Origin of the sequence: Enterobacter sp. CCUG 70166 (genome assembly GCF_020224095.1) — a bacterium.
GTDB lineage: Bacteria > Pseudomonadota > Gammaproteobacteria > Enterobacterales > Enterobacteriaceae > Enterobacter > Enterobacter intestinihominis.
The window spans coordinates 20,496-35,834 of record NZ_NRIQ01000021.1; the positions used below are offsets into that span (position 1 = coordinate 20,496).

The 15,339-nt window shown below is 42.4% G+C and carries 13 protein-coding genes; 2 read left to right on the forward strand and 11 right to left on the reverse strand.

Annotation, left to right across the window (positions count from 1 at the left end; all coding sequences use genetic code 11):
• Positions 1 to 962: 962 nt before the first annotated feature.
• Both repHI2 and CKK19_RS10055 read right to left on the reverse strand, forming a co-directional pair.
• Positions 963 to 2,051 carry an IncHI-type plasmid replication initiator protein RepHI2 gene (gene repHI2, locus CKK19_RS10050; RefSeq protein WP_000159528.1) on the reverse strand — a complete coding sequence of 363 codons (1,089 nt, stop codon included), beginning with the start codon at positions 2,049 to 2,051 and terminating at the stop codon, positions 963 to 965.
• Between the two features lie 1,107 nt (positions 2,052 to 3,158).
• Complete coding sequence (locus tag CKK19_RS10055; RefSeq protein WP_001232713.1) at positions 3,159 to 5,615, reverse strand: Ig-like domain-containing protein; 2,457 nt, start codon at positions 5,613 to 5,615, stop codon at positions 3,159 to 3,161.
• A 372-nt stretch (positions 5,616 to 5,987) separates the two neighbouring features.
• Here CKK19_RS10055 and CKK19_RS10060 point away from each other — a divergent pair, with 372 nt between their 5' ends.
• Positions 5,988 to 6,614, forward strand: a complete 627-nt coding sequence (locus CKK19_RS10060; RefSeq protein ID WP_000966518.1) for a hypothetical protein — start codon at positions 5,988 to 5,990, stop codon at positions 6,612 to 6,614.
• Positions 6,615 to 6,671: 57 nt separating this feature from the next.
• Here CKK19_RS10060 and CKK19_RS10065 read toward each other — a convergent pair whose 3' ends face one another.
• The 5 genes from CKK19_RS10065 to CKK19_RS10085 all read right to left on the reverse strand — a co-directional run bounded on the left by CKK19_RS10065 (position 6,672) and on the right by CKK19_RS10085 (position 10,719).
• On the reverse strand, positions 6,672 to 6,953 hold the full coding sequence (locus tag CKK19_RS10065; RefSeq protein WP_000535423.1) for a hypothetical protein: 282 nt from the start codon (positions 6,951 to 6,953) through the stop codon (positions 6,672 to 6,674).
• On the reverse strand, positions 6,940 to 7,383 hold the full coding sequence (locus CKK19_RS10070) for a hypothetical protein (protein ID WP_001805248.1): 444 nt from the start codon (positions 7,381 to 7,383) through the stop codon (positions 6,940 to 6,942). Before CKK19_RS10070 ends, CKK19_RS10065 begins: the two co-directional genes overlap by 14 nt.
• Before the next feature lie 60 nt (positions 7,384 to 7,443).
• Complete coding sequence (locus CKK19_RS10075; RefSeq protein ID WP_000070862.1) at positions 7,444 to 7,620, reverse strand: hypothetical protein; 177 nt, start codon at positions 7,618 to 7,620, stop codon at positions 7,444 to 7,446.
• Entirely contained in the window at positions 7,617 to 9,308 is a 1,692-nt protein-coding gene (locus tag CKK19_RS10080) for a DUF4942 domain-containing protein (RefSeq protein WP_000096325.1), read from the reverse strand. The genes CKK19_RS10075 and CKK19_RS10080 overlap by 4 nt, the downstream gene beginning before the upstream one ends.
• Positions 9,309 to 9,555: 247 nt before the next feature.
• Positions 9,556 to 10,719, reverse strand: a complete 1,164-nt coding sequence (locus CKK19_RS10085) for a hypothetical protein (protein ID WP_000114860.1) — start codon at positions 10,717 to 10,719, stop codon at positions 9,556 to 9,558.
• Between the two features lie 369 nt (positions 10,720 to 11,088).
• Between CKK19_RS10085 and CKK19_RS10090 the strand changes: the two genes are divergently transcribed.
• Entirely contained in the window at positions 11,089 to 11,901 is an 813-nt protein-coding gene (locus tag CKK19_RS10090) for a DNA adenine methylase (RefSeq protein WP_001121574.1), read from the forward strand.
• Positions 11,902 to 11,909: 8 nt separating this feature from the next.
• Here the strand turns inward: CKK19_RS10090 and CKK19_RS10095 are convergent, their stop codons facing one another.
• The 4 genes from CKK19_RS10095 to CKK19_RS10110 all read right to left on the reverse strand — a co-directional run bounded on the left by CKK19_RS10095 (position 11,910) and on the right by CKK19_RS10110 (position 14,984).
• Positions 11,910 to 12,764, reverse strand: coding sequence for a hypothetical protein (locus CKK19_RS10095; RefSeq protein ID WP_000970401.1), 855 nt, complete (start codon positions 12,762 to 12,764; stop codon positions 11,910 to 11,912).
• A gap of 234 nt (positions 12,765 to 12,998) precedes the next feature.
• A complete protein-coding gene (locus CKK19_RS10100) occupies positions 12,999 to 13,715 on the reverse strand; it encodes a zinc finger-like domain-containing protein (protein WP_000838219.1) in 717 nt (238 codons plus the stop codon).
• Positions 13,712 to 13,912, reverse strand: a complete 201-nt coding sequence (locus tag CKK19_RS10105) for a hypothetical protein (RefSeq protein ID WP_000594930.1) — start codon at positions 13,910 to 13,912, stop codon at positions 13,712 to 13,714. Before CKK19_RS10105 ends, CKK19_RS10100 begins: the two co-directional genes overlap by 4 nt.
• Before the next feature lie 19 nt (positions 13,913 to 13,931).
• Complete coding sequence (locus CKK19_RS10110) at positions 13,932 to 14,984, reverse strand: hypothetical protein (protein ID WP_225455112.1); 1,053 nt, start codon at positions 14,982 to 14,984, stop codon at positions 13,932 to 13,934.
• Between the last annotated feature and the right edge of the window lie 355 nt (positions 14,985 to 15,339).

Below are 15,339 nucleotides of genomic sequence, written 5' to 3' on the forward strand. Positions count from 1 at the left end.
CACTACCGTTGTCACCCTGTTAATTAAGAGGCTCATCTGCTCTTCTGGAAGGCTATGACAACGGAAGTGACTTGCTGGGCTCAGTGCCATTGTCGCCGTATGAATTGAGAGGATCATCCGCTCTTCTGGATGGCAATGACAACGGTAATGACTTAATAGGCTCACTACCGTTGTCATCCTGTAAGTTAAGAGGTTGATCTGCTCAACGGGACGACTATGACAACGGTAGTGACTTGCTGGGCTCACTACCATTGTCACCCTGTGAATTGAGAGGTAGATCCGCTTAACCAGACGTCCATGACAACGGTAGTGACTTTCTGGGCTCAATACCGTTGTCACCCTGTGATTTAAGAGGTTGACCCGCTCTACTGGACGGCCATGACAACGGTAGTCACTTTCTGGGCTCACTACCGTTGTCGCCACATAGAATGAGAGGAGCATCAGCTCAGCTGAACGGCAATGACTACAGTAATGAGCTGGATGAAGCATAACCATTGACATCTGGCCCAACCGGAAGCCGTATTCGCCAATCCAATCGAGATTCACAATGGCCGTGACTCGCCGCATTAAGTTCCGGTGTCCTCCCAAAGCTGAACGCACACTCGGAGGACAATGACAATGCCAGTAAGGTACACATCATTACCATTGTCACTATAGCTACCAGAGAAGCCGGGATTTGAATGTCGATGGTAGTGAGTGGGTCAACTCACTGCCATTGTCACCCCGTTACGATATTTTCCGTTGGATGTACTGGCCAATGAAGTAAAGCGTAGAAACCGGGTGTTAACAGGTGACTCAGGAGAAAGCGTTGAATTCGCAATCTCGATCTACATAGGGTGGTAGAGAACAATGACAACGGTAATGACTTTTGACTCATTACCGTTGACGTGAAAGAGCGGGCTGGGACTAACGAAAATCGAAGAAGTAATTTAGCACCCGGAGCCTGAACCGCCGGGTTAACTTTAGCTGGCGTTGCTGTTCTTTTTCTGGCTTCGAAGACTACGAATATAGCGCAGTTCTTCAGCGGTTAAATCATGGACGGTAAGAACATCATCGCCGTCTATCGGGTCAGCTGGTGGGCATAACTCACCTTCTAAAACAGAAGACCCTGAGTTCTCTTCTTCATCTTCAACCACTTCTAAAGGAGGCTGAGTATTGTTCAAATTCAGATCGGGATCCCGCTTATGAATCTGGAAGTATACTTTTCCGTCTTTCTTAATTTCGGTGTACTGGAGGTATCCTATCGATGCCAACTCTTCAAGAGCCTTTCTCACGGTAGCATTCTGACTATTTGCTCGTGTTTTGAGGTTCAGACGATTTTTCAGCCGAGTAAGGGATATCGGTATAGGATTTGGCGGTAATGACTCTATGAACGTATAGAGAGCCTGGGCGCTTTCCTTCTTGGCCAACTCCTTAATTGCCTTCAGCTGCATCAAAACCTTATGATCGTATTGATAGAGCTCGAAAATCTTAGGATCAACCTGAAGGACAACCTGATCTGATTCCGGGTCTAACAGGGCAGACTGTACCAGATGCGTTGTATAGACTTTGGACGAGTTATTACTGGTGAACGACAAGGTAACGGATGCTAACCTGCGTAAGGAGGCGTCTATACGTTTTCTGGACGCTGTAGATGAGCGATAATTTTCAGGCGTACATAGCTTGAGGAATTCAGTGAATTTTAAGCTTATCGTGTCATTGTTAATCGGATGATTGGCATAGGTTCGAATGATGCCCATCCACGTCTTAAAATCTACTGACATATCAAGACGCTCACCGACAATTGAAATATTGGTGAACCCCTCGCTCTCCATTAAAGAGAGCGTCTGTAACTCTTTCGTTGCGTCAAAGCCAACCGTTTTATATTCCCGATTTTGACGCCCCACACTCTTTGGTGATGGGACGAACAGCCCGAGCCGCATCAAAGCAATAGACTGCACCGTACGGTTGCTGTTAGGACGCAAAATGATGTCTTTACCTGATTCTTTCTCTCTAACAGAGAAAGCCCTGGTGACCAGGTCCTGCTGCTCAGTATCTTTCTCTTTAGTCATAATAAGTTATCACTGAATGTGTAAACAGATTGGTGAATAGTAAGCCCCAGCGAACTCTATGTCACTGGATGGATCATTGTGATGATCCATATCTGTGCATAAGTTCTACCTAAAAAAACGACTCCACTCATTAAAACTTGGCAAAAACTCTTTGCATACAATGACCTGCAACTCTTATCAACAACGGATCAGATCAAGTTAAAAAGATCTAATGAAAAGTCACTACTATTGTCGCTCTGATCACTACTGATGTCAAAAAACTCATTACCAACGTTATAATAATCACTACCAATGTCAAAATAATCACTACTGTTGTCACTGATCACGTCTCAGGCCTTGTGCCGTCTGGCCTGGAGGCAGCGGGGATCTCTTTTGATCTATCAGGAACACTAAGGTACTAATTATTGGAACTACCTTGTGGAAAATGGGGATAAATAAATGCTTAGTTCTTATACAGGTCTCAACTTGCCTCCCTGATAAAAACTGTCGTCAAAGCTAAATCACAGCCACAGGCATTTTCGGTGGATAAATTTTTGAGAAATAGAAGCATACATGCAGACTCGTGTCGCAAGTAATTGAAAGTAATAATTTATTTAAATAATGCGAGTCACCTTACCTTACAGTGGAAGTTTAAGTCTAACCTCACTACCATTGTCACTTAAAATCATTACCAACGTCGAAATAGTCTCTACCATTGTCTTTTAAGTCACTCCCGTTGTCACTTATGTCGCTACTGTTGTCAGTGACAATGCTCCAGCCCAGTAACCATGCGGCCTACAGCGTACCGGGATCTTCTTTGTACTCTCTGGCACCTTTGGGATCATTTATTGGATCTACATGAGGGATAAAATCTTTTGACGATTTCGTAGTGCAGTTATACCAGCGACTTAGCAAGACAAAAGCTGCAATTTAGTGACGAGTTACTAGTCTGCCCAACAAGAGCAATGCAGAGAAGATATGTGGTGAAATGACCATGGTAGTGAGTCTAATCACTACCATGGTCCGCAGTAAGCGTTACTTACGCAATGAACGTCGGACTGATTTGCAACAACATGGGCTACGGCGCATCAGAAGACGGCCGTTGTGCTTCAGCAAAACAGCCCTGCTTTATTTTAATTCTTCAATGTTAATCATGAACTCAGATCTGCCTGTAAGGCCGGATACAGCAGGGAAAATAGGAAAGCTACGGCTGTCCCCGAGCCCCAAATCCAGTTGAAGCTCTTTGCTTTCACCTGGCATCGCAGAAACACCATTTACAGTCACGCCGAATGCAGCGTCCTTACGGACAGTAAGCACTGCGTCCTGAAGCCCTGTAGCGATTGAACCATCCTTTTTACGCAGCTGGCTGGCATACAGAACAGCCAGAGGAGTATTGTCAGATGTTTTGAGAGAAGCATTGACAGCTAAGGTTTTCAGATTCTCTAGCCTGACGAGATTGTTTGGAAGGTAGTTAAATTCGACTGAGCTTTCTTTAACGTTGTTCATCTCATCTTTGGCCTGAACTGTGAGAGTGTATGTTTCGCCTTCATTAAGAGACGGAAAGATCTTGGGATAATTAGGTGCATACAGGTTGTTTCCCAGATTCACCCAAGACAATTCCACCGCATCAGAAACAGGGCCACCGCGAAGAGTCATACGGCTTAAGGATGGTTTAGTTAGAGCATCGGTGAGCTGTATACGGACGTTCTCCAGCCCATATACTGTTACGTTTTTGCTGATCGGTTTTCCTTCGTAGCTAATACTTACAGATGGTGCTGTATTATCAACGACAACAGTTTGATAAGGGAGGTTACCGGTATTGTTGAATGTATCTTGGGCATTAATTACCACGTTATAACTGCCTTCTGGTACCTCTTTCATGTTGAACTCATACGTGTAGTTCCCAGACGCCATATTTCTACCTGTTTGTTTGCCGGTTACGCTTATTTCTGCGTTGTTACGGTTTTTATCTGACAACCAAACTCGATTTACATAAACATGGTCGAAATATGAACCATCTCCAGGTTGATTCACGTAAACCTGGAGAATGTTGGTGGTTTCAATGTAATCAAATCCAGTGACGGAGGGACCCAGTGTATGCCAGGCTATATTCTCCCATATAGGGGCAAAGAAGGTTGCTTCGGTGGTTGACCTTACTTCATAGCCACTATGAAGATAGCCGGTAGTGCCATTTATAATATCCTGGGGCAAAGAGACGGTACAGGTTGTTGAGCCAGCTGGAATACTGCATGTTGCTCCGCCAGTGATTTTTTGATCATATGGCCTAGCCTGTACATTGAACCGGATATTAGTAAGTTTTATAGGCATATCAGATGCCTTGAACAGGTTCCAGTTTACGCTGTTGAACCATGTTCCATCAGCCTTTTGTCGTTCTATGGGTGAACTTCCCCAAGCCGGACTCTTTACAGAGGCAGGATCCCAGTTGAGCCAGCTGGCATACTGACCAAGATCTCCTCCAGACCATTGATATGTATTCACAGGTCTATAGTAGTTTCCATCTAAGGCACCCTGTGGCAGCTTAACTTCCACGTAGACATAGGTGGCATCTTCGGAAAGGACCTGTACTCCGCCATAGTTATTGGTAATGCTCATGCCACCATTTCGATATGGCTTCCAGTTAGTTCTTGGGATACGTATAACCAACTTGTAGGGGTTTTCCAGCACTGTAAGGCCTCGTTTAAACGGGACGTATCCCGAAGAAATGCCGGGTACAACACTGGTGCTTACACGTGAGTCATGAACTGCAAATGGCGTAAATTCTCCCATTTGATCGTCATATAAAAACCGCTGGGGAGGAATGTTAAGCGTATTTCCTGCCAGGTCCGTAACGATGAAATTGAAGGTGAATTCTTCATCAAGATCACTTGAGGGCATGCCAGCCTGGGTGTTCATATCTTTAATCCACGGATAGAACGCACGTTTATTGGCTGTGTCATAACTCAGGTTATTGTCGGAGACCACAGAACCATTACTTCGTTTAATGACAAGACGGATCTTGGCAATTCCACTAGCATCCTCAATACCGTCTGCAAATATAGAAAACTGGCCACTACCGCCTCGGCCCAACTCCCAAAGTGGCCCAGAAAGTACCATGTCGTAACCTGCGTTTTGACTCGGATAAATACTCTTATAGCGTGGAGGAGTTGTATCAACGATGAAATGATAAGTAGATGTGCTCACTACAGTCTGGCGAATATCCAGAGTTTCATTGACTACAGTAAAGGTCCCTTCTCCGAGCGCCGGTAGAACCATATCCTTTCCATAGTATTCTGTTCCATCGGCAGCAACGATACGATCTGCAACGCTCGTTTTGGTCGAGACGGAGGAATACATAACCTTTTTATCGCTGTCTCGTGTGACCGTCACTCGCTCGTACCGATCAAGACCCGATATCAAGTTCAGAGTCAAAACACCAGCGGGATTAAGATATGTTTGTGTTGCAGGCTTAATATTCCGAACAGCCTTATTGGTATCTGTAAATGAGTAGCTAAATACCTGAGCATGTGCCGAAGATACAGTAGCAAGGGCAGTTGCAACCATGCAGCCAATTAGAGTTTTACGCATATGATGCTCCGGGAATAGGTTATAGCCTTATTCTACGGATTCAGCCTACAAGGTCCGGTCGGATAAAGTGATAATTTGCCTGTTAAAAGAGACATCAAGTGAGAAAGCAACCAACGTACAGAATGCAAAATGGCGGCAGTGCATCTGGATGACGCAAAAGTAACTTTTTGTACCCACTTTTTTGGATTTTAGCCTTCAAAATGAGTATTCAACCAATCATAAAAGTAACTTTTGATAGACGCTGCTCCTTTATGTTTGCCAATTGTGCTGATATGTTTTTAAATTCAAGGAAGCGAGATTTTAAAAGCATCTGTTGAGTCAAATTTATGTAAAATAACAGGGTAACCATCACTTCTAGGTTGAGGAAACCCAATGTTATACATGCTCTTATGCTGTTTTCTGATGCTCAACAGTACATTCGTTATGTTCAGAGCAATGTCTGCAATAAGTAAAGGATCCGCTAAAGAAAACCGGTCTGAAATATCGCTGATAGTCCTAGCAACACTTGGAATTGCATCACCATTCATTGTCGCAATGATTACTATTAATGAAAGTATGACATCTAAAACAGTAACAGATTTTTCTTTGGGTGCTCAGTGGTCCGGAATGGTTTCAGCGGTAGCGCTAATGGGGTTATATGCTCGACGCGTTTGGAAAGAGAAGAAGTCCTTATTTACTGGCGCTTTCCTGGCCTCTTCCTTAATGGCCTTTATTTTTACTGACAGCCTTGTTTTCGTATCCCAGAAGGACACCGGCGTTCTGGCTACTTTCGTACTCGATAAAAACGCTGGAGATATTGATTGTAGTCGCCCGGCTATGATTGTCCATTACAGTAAAGGTGTTCCAACGGACTGGCGTTGCCCAACCAGTATCATGTTGATGGCGTATTCTTCATATCCTTTTTTACCTTGGCCTGAGTATAGCCATGGTACCAGCCAGTCTCTTACGGTTGTTATTGATACATTTATGGAAAACGCTGTTAATCTCAGTCAAAAATAATAAATAAACCTCTCTAGTGAGAGGTTTTATAAACCTGAGCCACCAATCTAATTAACTCTATATTTTTGTTTTAGCTTTTTTAAAGGTAGACTTACCGAATAAAACAGCAATTATAGAGCAAAGGCCTGGCGTTAGGACAAAAGCTAATAATGCACTGCCAAAACTTGTCATTTCAGGCACCACGAACCAGCTGATAGGCCACGTCAGGGCAGGTAAATTTAGCGGATCATAAAGCGCATGTAGAGCGCTTAACACACAGTAAAGTGCTAAAAAGCAAACTAGATAAACAACGATCCACATTTTAATTTGCTCAGCAATTTCAAATTTAGGACTGCCCATGCTTTACCTCAGTGGCTGAATATTGATGGTTAATATCTTTAATCACCCGTAAGCACTTAGTGCATACCTTAGTTCGATTTGTCTGCTTGTCCAGAGTGTATTTAACTTCAAGTTGACCTCCAGCATTAAGCAAAGTGAGCATCTCATCTTCTAACACGCTTCGGTAAATGGTCTTGTCCGAGAGTGTGCCCGGTAACGAGTACTCAACATAATTGTTTGAAACTCTTACCGATTTAGGGATTTTACCACTGAGCTGGATTTCATTCGTTGAAGGCATTACAGTTACTTTAATCACAGTTGCCGGTGACCAGAAATCCTGATAACGCACTTTATGAATTTTATCAGCTCTAAGGCCTAACCACACATTTCCGGCGATAAGAACAATAAGCAATCCATAAACTGATCGTCGAATGTTACGCCTTTTAATCACAATGTCCCCCATCCCTCAAATATCATTCTAAATAACTGCACCAGGATATCATGAGCGTAATTAAAAGAATTCTTCATAACCGGGGTTTTCAGTTGAGTTTGCGGACTCTTTACTTTGCGGTTTCTCGCCCTCTATTTGAGTATCCCTGACAGGTTTGGATTTACCCATGCTCCTCTGAAAGGTATCCATAACAAACTCAATATCTTCTTCTGGCAGGCTGGTGGGTTGGTTGCTCATAGGACTTCCTCTTGTTGAATACGTTCGGCGTACAGGATGCGAACCGAAACGGTCGTGTTTTCAAACTCGTTCTCAAAAACGTCCATCCATTCCGTCCGGAATTCTTCCCCCAGAAGGTTATCGAGCCCCTGAAGAGATAATGGAAGAACGGCTGCTAGAGATCCCCCGGCTGCGAGATGAGATGCAGCTGCCTGGAGATGCAGCCTGGCCCGGTTATCGGCAAAAGGTGGGTTCATCACGACATAATCAAACTTCTTCTGTTGATTAGACTTAGACCATGTGAGGAAGTCAGCTTCTGTCGTATCGTATCCCTTAGCCCGGGAGATAAGGCAATTCAAAGTATCAAGCTCGATGCCAGTAACGATCACACCGGCAGGGAATGATTTAAGCAAATCCGCATGGCCAATATTAGGCTCCAGGAGGGTATCCCCTTCCCCTGCACCGAGCAGGGAATATACATATTCGCTGATTCGGCAAGATGAAGGGTAAAACTGATGCGATACAATATCAGGCATCTCCCCTATCTGGCCGATGTAACGAATAACCTCACACGGATCATAGGAAAATGTCACATCGTATTTTGTTACTGTTGCCCCTAAGAACCGAAGGGTGTCAGCGGCAACACTCGAAGATTTGCGTTCGGCGAGAGACCCTAAAGATGTCCAGCAACTCCATTTATTGTCCCCGTCATTTTTAAACATTAGTTCAGAAAGCTGCATCCGGGTATCAAAGTCGATGCACTGCTTAAGTACAGGGAATGCCTCCAAAGATTTCTTGCTATGAGCCATGCGGTCGGCAGGTAATGCCAGCGGTACGATAGCTGATAAAATATTGTTAAGCCGCTCGGCGATATCAGGGTGGACGTCAATATGCATTGATCCATTTTTGTAAACCCTGAAACGAATACTGTTGCCATCGATGCAGATCCATTTTCTGAACCCCTCATGTTCGACCAACGCCTCAACCAATGATTTGGTGTTATGGATCGCCTTCACCTGTTCGCCACGGAAGAATGCGCATATAACGCGGAGCTCGCTCAGTGGTGAAATGCCAGACTCTTTAAAATCCACCCTTAATTTCTGCCAGGGGTATTTAGACGGCTCGCAAACTCCGGTAGTGATCATGCGGGTGGAGAACCCAAAAGCTTTGTTTGTCTTATGACTGCGGCTCAGAGACTGGAAGACGTCGTAAACCCTTTCTTTAATAAATTGATTGCGGTCATTAAGCAAAGCAACGACTGTGCCTACTACAGCGTCAGCTGTGAAATCAGGGATCACCTGAGGCGGCATAATATAGCGGTCGGCCGTAAACTGCTTATCCCATTCGTTACGTTTGGCATCCGACATGATAGGCAAAACATCAGTGAGTGCCATAACGCGTTTCCAGTATTCAGATCTCAGAGCGTTTTCCGCGAACAAGGCATCCGCTTCAGAGATACTGTGGTTGTAGCCTGAGAGATAAGAATAAAGTTTCTGGTGATTGTGGGTTTTGAACTGGACAGCCATGTGTTTCAACAAGCAGAGTTCATCATTATAGGACTCAACAAGATCCGCGATAATGCCGAGCTCTTTGCGCATATCTGGAAGAAATGTTTCAGAAGAGCTAACCACCAGGCTATGAGAGGTTGTTAAAGCCAGTACGCTGTGACCTGCATTATCGGGTTTAGCTTCAGAATCAAGAGATGACATTTTACCGGTCCTTTAGAAAAAACTTTTACCAGGATAGCAACGTCGCTCTGTAACCTAATAGGTTCAGTGACACGAAAAAGTTTTTTATGTCTCTGAATAAAACTTAAAGATGTCAACTCATAGAAAGAAGCAAAAAAAAAGCCCCGCATAAACGGGGCAAGAACGATACATGGAGGTTTAAAAAAGGCGGGCAAAAAGCCTGAATCCTTAATGACTCTGACAAAACCAACACTTTGCCAAAAGTAAATTATTCTGCGTCCGGCTGTGGGTCAGTATCCTGATCGGTCTCTTCCCCTGCCTTCTTAGCATTTTTTTTACGTGGGTATTTTGGCTTCTCACCATTAAGTTTTGCCTGACGATTCTCCGCACGGCGAAGCTGCTTGTTCTCTGATTCTGTGATCTCTTTTGAAAGATTTCTCAGCATCTCCAGAGTACTGCGGTTCAACGTAATGTTGATTTCTTCGTCAGCACTTGAATCTGTCATCTCCGGCAATTCAATATCCCCCAGTTTCTGTAATAAGCTGGTGGTGATGAGTTTGACGCCTTCTACGGCTTTTGTGGCAATAACCGGCGGAATCCGTGCTGGCTTGAAGTCTGAAGGTCTGACTCGTACCTGACCATGTTGGGTTTTTTTCACCGTGATGCCATTCGCATCGGCCTGCTCAAGTTCCGCGATCATCTTCTTGATACGTGAAATTGCTTCTGTTTCACCGAGCTCATCGATCAGTGAAAGCACGTTAACATACGAAATAGCGTCAGCATGAATCCATTTCTTGATAACAACAGAACAGGTTGTCAGGCGGATAAGAGAACTGATGGTCGTCGGGCTTTTATTTTCACGTTGAGCAATTCGTTCGAGTGACCAGCCAGCAAGAGAATGTAGGCGACGATAGGACTCGCCAAGCGCAACAGGAGAAAGCGCAAGACCACGGTTACCATCAATGGTCGCGAGCTCACAGCCAATTTCATCTTCTTTAATCTCAACGCAAAGGATTGTGATGTCATGATCTTCATCACATGCCATCATTGCGGCTTTTAAACGGCAGTGCCCCTGGCGAACAAAAGGTACCCCATCAATGACACGTACTCGGATAGGGTCTACATAGTCACCTCGAATGTAGGCATTCTTGATGTTGTAGATGTGTTCTTCAACCTCAGGGAGCTTATAGTAATCGTCACCCATTCCCATTTCGCGGGAGTTGAAGCCTGGCGTGACCTGAATTACTGAAGGGTGGATAGCCCATGCTTTCTGGTCACTTACTTCAGTACAAAGTTCAGGGTTTGCATCACGGAACTGTTTAAGCCCAGTGACGTAACGACCTGTGCCAGTAACTACTGAAAAGGCAACATGGGCCGTTTTAAAGACCTTGTCATTAGCTTGCTGTGTAGGTTCTGTCAGTAAAACACTCATAGGGGCTCCGTTACATTTTTCTGCTTACTTTCTGCGTAGCGGGGATACTACCGAAAAAAAAATCCATAATTTTTCGCAAAAAAGGTACTTTTTGAGCCTATTCTGATTTTTCACAAAAAAAGAGGGCTCCCCATTTCTTGTGATGGCATCAAAATCGCTTCATAAACAAAGACATAAATCCAAAACATAAAGTTCAGGTATCAGTGAGGAAAAATCTTATAAATCCGCAATGCTGAAAGTCAAAACTGTGCGTCTTAAACAACTTTTTTTTGCTCCCTAAGTTATTAGTTAAAGCCCGTGGTTAGGTACGATACCAGCACCTAAATTTCTCTCTCAGGTATAGACACTTTGACTCGACATCTCAGACACATGCCGATAATCAAATGGGCTGGTGGAAAAACGAAACTGATGCCTTTCATCAGCCATCACTACCCACACGATCATAGTTGCCGGTGGGTAGAACCCTTTATAGGCGGTGGTGCCGTTTTTCTGAACATGTTTGCACAAAATGCATTGCTTGCAGATAGCAATCCAGACTTGATCAACCTATACAGGACTATTCAAAGACAGAAAACTAACTTTATAAATCAGGTCCAAAACCTAGCGGATAAAACCTTTGTCGAAAAGGACTACTATGAGATGAGGGACCGTTTCAACAAAACCTGTATTTCTGGTCAACCGCTTCAAAGAGCGGCTTTGTTTTACTCCCTGAATCGCCTGGGCTATAACGGTATGTGCCGCTATAACTCAGAAAGAATCTATTCAGTGCCCTGGGGGAAACATACAGAACTGAAGCTTGACTTCAATAAAATAGACTACCTTTCATTTCGTCTTTCAGGTATTGAACTGATCACCGCTGGTTTTGAGGAGACTCTGGCCGCAACCGGCGAAGGAGATCAGATTTATTGTGATCCGCCATATGACAAAACAAGCAAAACTAGTTTTGTCAGTTACGATGGTAAACCGTTCAGCCAAAGCGACCACGTGCTGTTAGCAAATATGCTCGTTGACGCTCACAGAAAAGGCGCTGCTGTTGCGATATCAAATAGCCTGACACCATTCACTTTGGGCCTCTATGAAGAGCGTGGATTCGTCATACACAGACTCAGCGCTTACCGATCCGTAGGAAGTAAGCCAAATACACGGAAAACGGAAACAGAAATACTGGCCGTGCTGAAATAGAGTTAATTCTAATCAACGGGGCTAATCCATTCCTGAAAAGTTAATACCTCAGGGTGAGTTCGTTGAACATAAGGTATAAACTGAAGCTCTTCTATTCTCCGGTCGCCCCTCTTTCCTTCGCAAATAAATGAAATGAGTCCTTGCTGAGAAAGCCCAGTAAGGACGCTCATAAGTCTTATATTTAGAGTTTTAAGCTGTAAGTCGTTATTAATGTCCTCCACTTTATGAGAGCTCTGGCCTGAACGTTTAAGATACTCGTAAACCATGAAATTCGAATTTCGTCGTTTTAACAATTTTTCGGTTATGCATTCCTGAATGAAACCGCCAAGAGCATCTAAAAGCGGACTGAGAACTACCGGGAAAGTTAATGTGTAACTTTGAGAAGTTTTAGACAAAGTAAATGAATTTAGAAAGCTAAAGTTAAGTCTCTTTTTTGAATATGGAGCGTAAGCGACAAGAGTAGTTGACATAACAGTAAGTAAAGCTTCAAGATGTTCCACTGTTATTAATGTGGTTTTATCTGTATTTCTTAGATTATGGAAATCAATAAACGCTACTCTTGAACGGCTAAGCCAATCTTGTACTTTAATGTCGATAGAAAATTGCGATATATGATTTGAACATTCATTTTGGTTGATAGGGCATGCAGACGAAAGATGGTTATGGATTATCATGCATAGCACAAAAAAAGGAAATCGGCAGGCTGTGGGGCATTGAAAACCGGTTAAAGAAAGCTTAGACGTTTCATATGCGCTTACCGGAAAAGTAACTTTTCTTAACGTTGGCTTTGACGATGTTCTTGCATTTTTACAAATGAAACCGAGACCCAGATCATTGTGCATTTTAAAGTCCATCTCCATCATCACCTTTTAGCCTTAACTGTATGGTATTGGTATACAAAAAATTAAAAATTATAATTAATAAGATTATCATTTTTTTACTATTGAAAAGGTTGTGATAGAGGGGAATTTAAATGTAAAAGATTTATACTCGCAGATCTTTATGAGGGATAAAACCCATTGCGTAAGCAACAATATTACGTGAGTGAGTCCTAACGACAGTTTAAGTCTTGGCTCTATATTTAAGCAGTAAAACATTTAACTGTCTTGGAGTTTACTTAACTTAAAAACTGTTATTGCAGCATAATTTTTCGAATCAAAATCATAGAATTTTCTGACTTTTCCAGTCAAATGATAACGTTCACCCAATAAAATGTGATCCTGTTTATCGGCCGTTAAAGCGATCCCGTCATTTCTAACTTTACCAGTAAATGTAAAAAAATAACTCCCTTTACTTTTTGCGTACGCGGCCCTGACTTCAGTAAATGTTAGTTCAATGCTTATGACCTGGCCGATATTGTAGCTATGTTTTAAAATTTCTTGTTCATTTTCCGGAGTTTCAGACAACATCACATCAAAGGTTGTAAAGAAACAATCCAGCTGGCGTTCTGTCAAAAAACGGTTATTGTCTAGTTGCGCCAATATACTATTAGAAAACTTAGTGTTAGCCTTTTTTGCTTTCTCAATAAGTACGTGGTTTCTGGATTTCCATGCTTCGAGTGTTGGGTTAACACGCAGTTCCGGAATGTTATCGAGAAAGGTAATTGGCTCTAGTACCACTAATTTTTCAATAATGGGTCCAACTGTTTGCACCCCATGACACTTTTCACATACATCAGCCCCTTTGTGGCCTGTGCCCGCACATTCGTTACATTCTCTTTCGATAGGTGCATAATAATTTCCATCTCCGTTAAGGGATACATTCACTGAGGCTGGTACCATATGACCATCAAGAGTAAAGAAAAGAGATTTCATTTTCGAAACACCTCCAAACGTGCCTCTACGATTGCTACAGCTTCTTTCACAGTTTTTTCATAGTGGTCATGCCCTTCAGGAAATTGGTCAAAACGTTTACCGTGTTCTAACTCTTCCATGTTGCGTTTAAGGACTTCATGAGTTAGAAGCAAATCATTATAATTATCGATAAGAGTCAGCTTTATAGGTTTAATCACTCAACTAATCCTCGGTTTTTTATTCCTTAAGGAGATCTCGAATTTCCAGAAGCTCTTCTAATTTTGGTTTAGAAAGAATGATTGCTGTATTTTCGTCGTTAAGTAAAGACAATAAAATATTTAGCTTTTCATCATTCAAGATTATTTGAACACCATCATCAGAAAATATTACATTTTTACTATCAACATTTTTGAACAAGTGTGCACTATCTCTACCAAATTTTAGTTCTGTTTGAGTATTCGTTATAGATTCCGTATGTGTACTTTCCACAAGCTCAAGAAATTCAGATTTTAGCCGTTCTGTTTTCTTATGCGAGAGGCGCTTAAAACCCAAAGTCTTACGTGTGACTGCCGAATTTTTCTTTTCTGGTCCGCCTTTATTTAAGGTGTCTGGTCCTGCTCCAGCTGCATTGTGTTCAGGTATGCCTACAATTTTGCTCGTTGTAGTCTCAATATTCTTAACGCCAGGTAAGAAACCTTCTATATGTTTTAAAACCATTTTGTGATCGTTGGAATATTTTAACATTATTTCAATGGCGAGCGTTTTTTTGATTAGATTTAGGCTAATCAAACGTTGAAGCTCTAATGGCATATCAAGGATTTTTAGCATATTACGAATTGCGGTAGTTGATCGTTGATATCGCATTGCTAGTTCTTCAACCGAATACCCGAGACTAACAGCATGAGCTAATGCATGAGCTTGCCCAACCGGATTTAGCCCATTGCTTCTGTTACCATCGAGGTTCTCAAGGTATTCTTCAATTTCGTTTTTATAATCGATTAAGATAACAGATAATTTTGGAATATTAGCACCTTCAGAAATTGCTAATTTTAAGCCATGAAAACGAGTATGACCTTGACGAACTAAATATTTACCTTTTCTTTTTACGACCTTGATCATATCAACCTGCCTTCCTTCCTTAAAGGCTTGTTTGATTGACACAATCATCGATTTGACAGGTTCTTGTTCGTAACACAAATCTCCGATTACCGCCTCTCGGGGATTAAATCCCTTTTCAATTTCAACTAGATTAGTATCCACTTCAATGACTGTATGTTTGCTGTTGTTCATATCTTCCTCCTGTTTACTACATGATACATGAACCTCAAATTTGCCAAATAGGGCTGATACATCTAAAAGGTAAACTCAAAAAATTTGCTTAATAAAATTAAAATAAAAACTGTCTTGAATAAAACAATGATAGTAAACCCACTTTCATTTCCGTTTGCGATCTGTAGATATTGATAAAGGAGCGCTATTCCTTGTTTTATATGGACTTATCATTGTTTTCAACAGGTTAGATCAATTCTTTAGATCACTAAAGATCAATAGAGTTCAAGTAAAGATCACGGCATCTTTAACTCATTGATTATAGTAACTTTATGAAAGGATCCGGCATTCGGATGCATGCGAAAAGCATTTGAAT

Coding starts and splice junctions, on each gene's coding strand:
- repHI2 (WP_000159528.1), bottom strand. CDS start 2,051: ATGACTAAAGAGAAAGATACTGAGCAGCAGGACCTGGTCACCAGGGCT.
- CKK19_RS10055 (WP_001232713.1), bottom strand. CDS start 5,615: ATGCGTAAAACTCTAATTGGCTGCATGGTTGCAACTGCCCTTGCTACT.
- CKK19_RS10060 (WP_000966518.1), top strand. CDS start 5,988: ATGTTATACATGCTCTTATGCTGTTTTCTGATGCTCAACAGTACATTC.
- CKK19_RS10065 (WP_000535423.1), bottom strand. CDS start 6,953: ATGGGCAGTCCTAAATTTGAAATTGCTGAGCAAATTAAAATGTGGATC.
- CKK19_RS10075 (WP_000070862.1), bottom strand. CDS start 7,620: ATGAGCAACCAACCCACCAGCCTGCCAGAAGAAGATATTGAGTTTGTT.
- CKK19_RS10080 (WP_000096325.1), bottom strand. CDS start 9,308: ATGTCATCTCTTGATTCTGAAGCTAAACCCGATAATGCAGGTCACAGC.
- CKK19_RS10085 (WP_000114860.1), bottom strand. CDS start 10,719: ATGAGTGTTTTACTGACAGAACCTACACAGCAAGCTAATGACAAGGTC.
- CKK19_RS10090 (WP_001121574.1), top strand. CDS start 11,089: ATGCCGATAATCAAATGGGCTGGTGGAAAAACGAAACTGATGCCTTTC.
- CKK19_RS10095 (WP_000970401.1), bottom strand. CDS start 12,764: ATGATGGAGATGGACTTTAAAATGCACAATGATCTGGGTCTCGGTTTC.
- CKK19_RS10100 (WP_000838219.1), bottom strand. CDS start 13,715: ATGAAATCTCTTTTCTTTACTCTTGATGGTCATATGGTACCAGCCTCA.
- CKK19_RS10110 (WP_225455112.1), bottom strand. CDS start 14,984: ATGAACAACAGCAAACATACAGTCATTGAAGTGGATACTAATCTAGTT.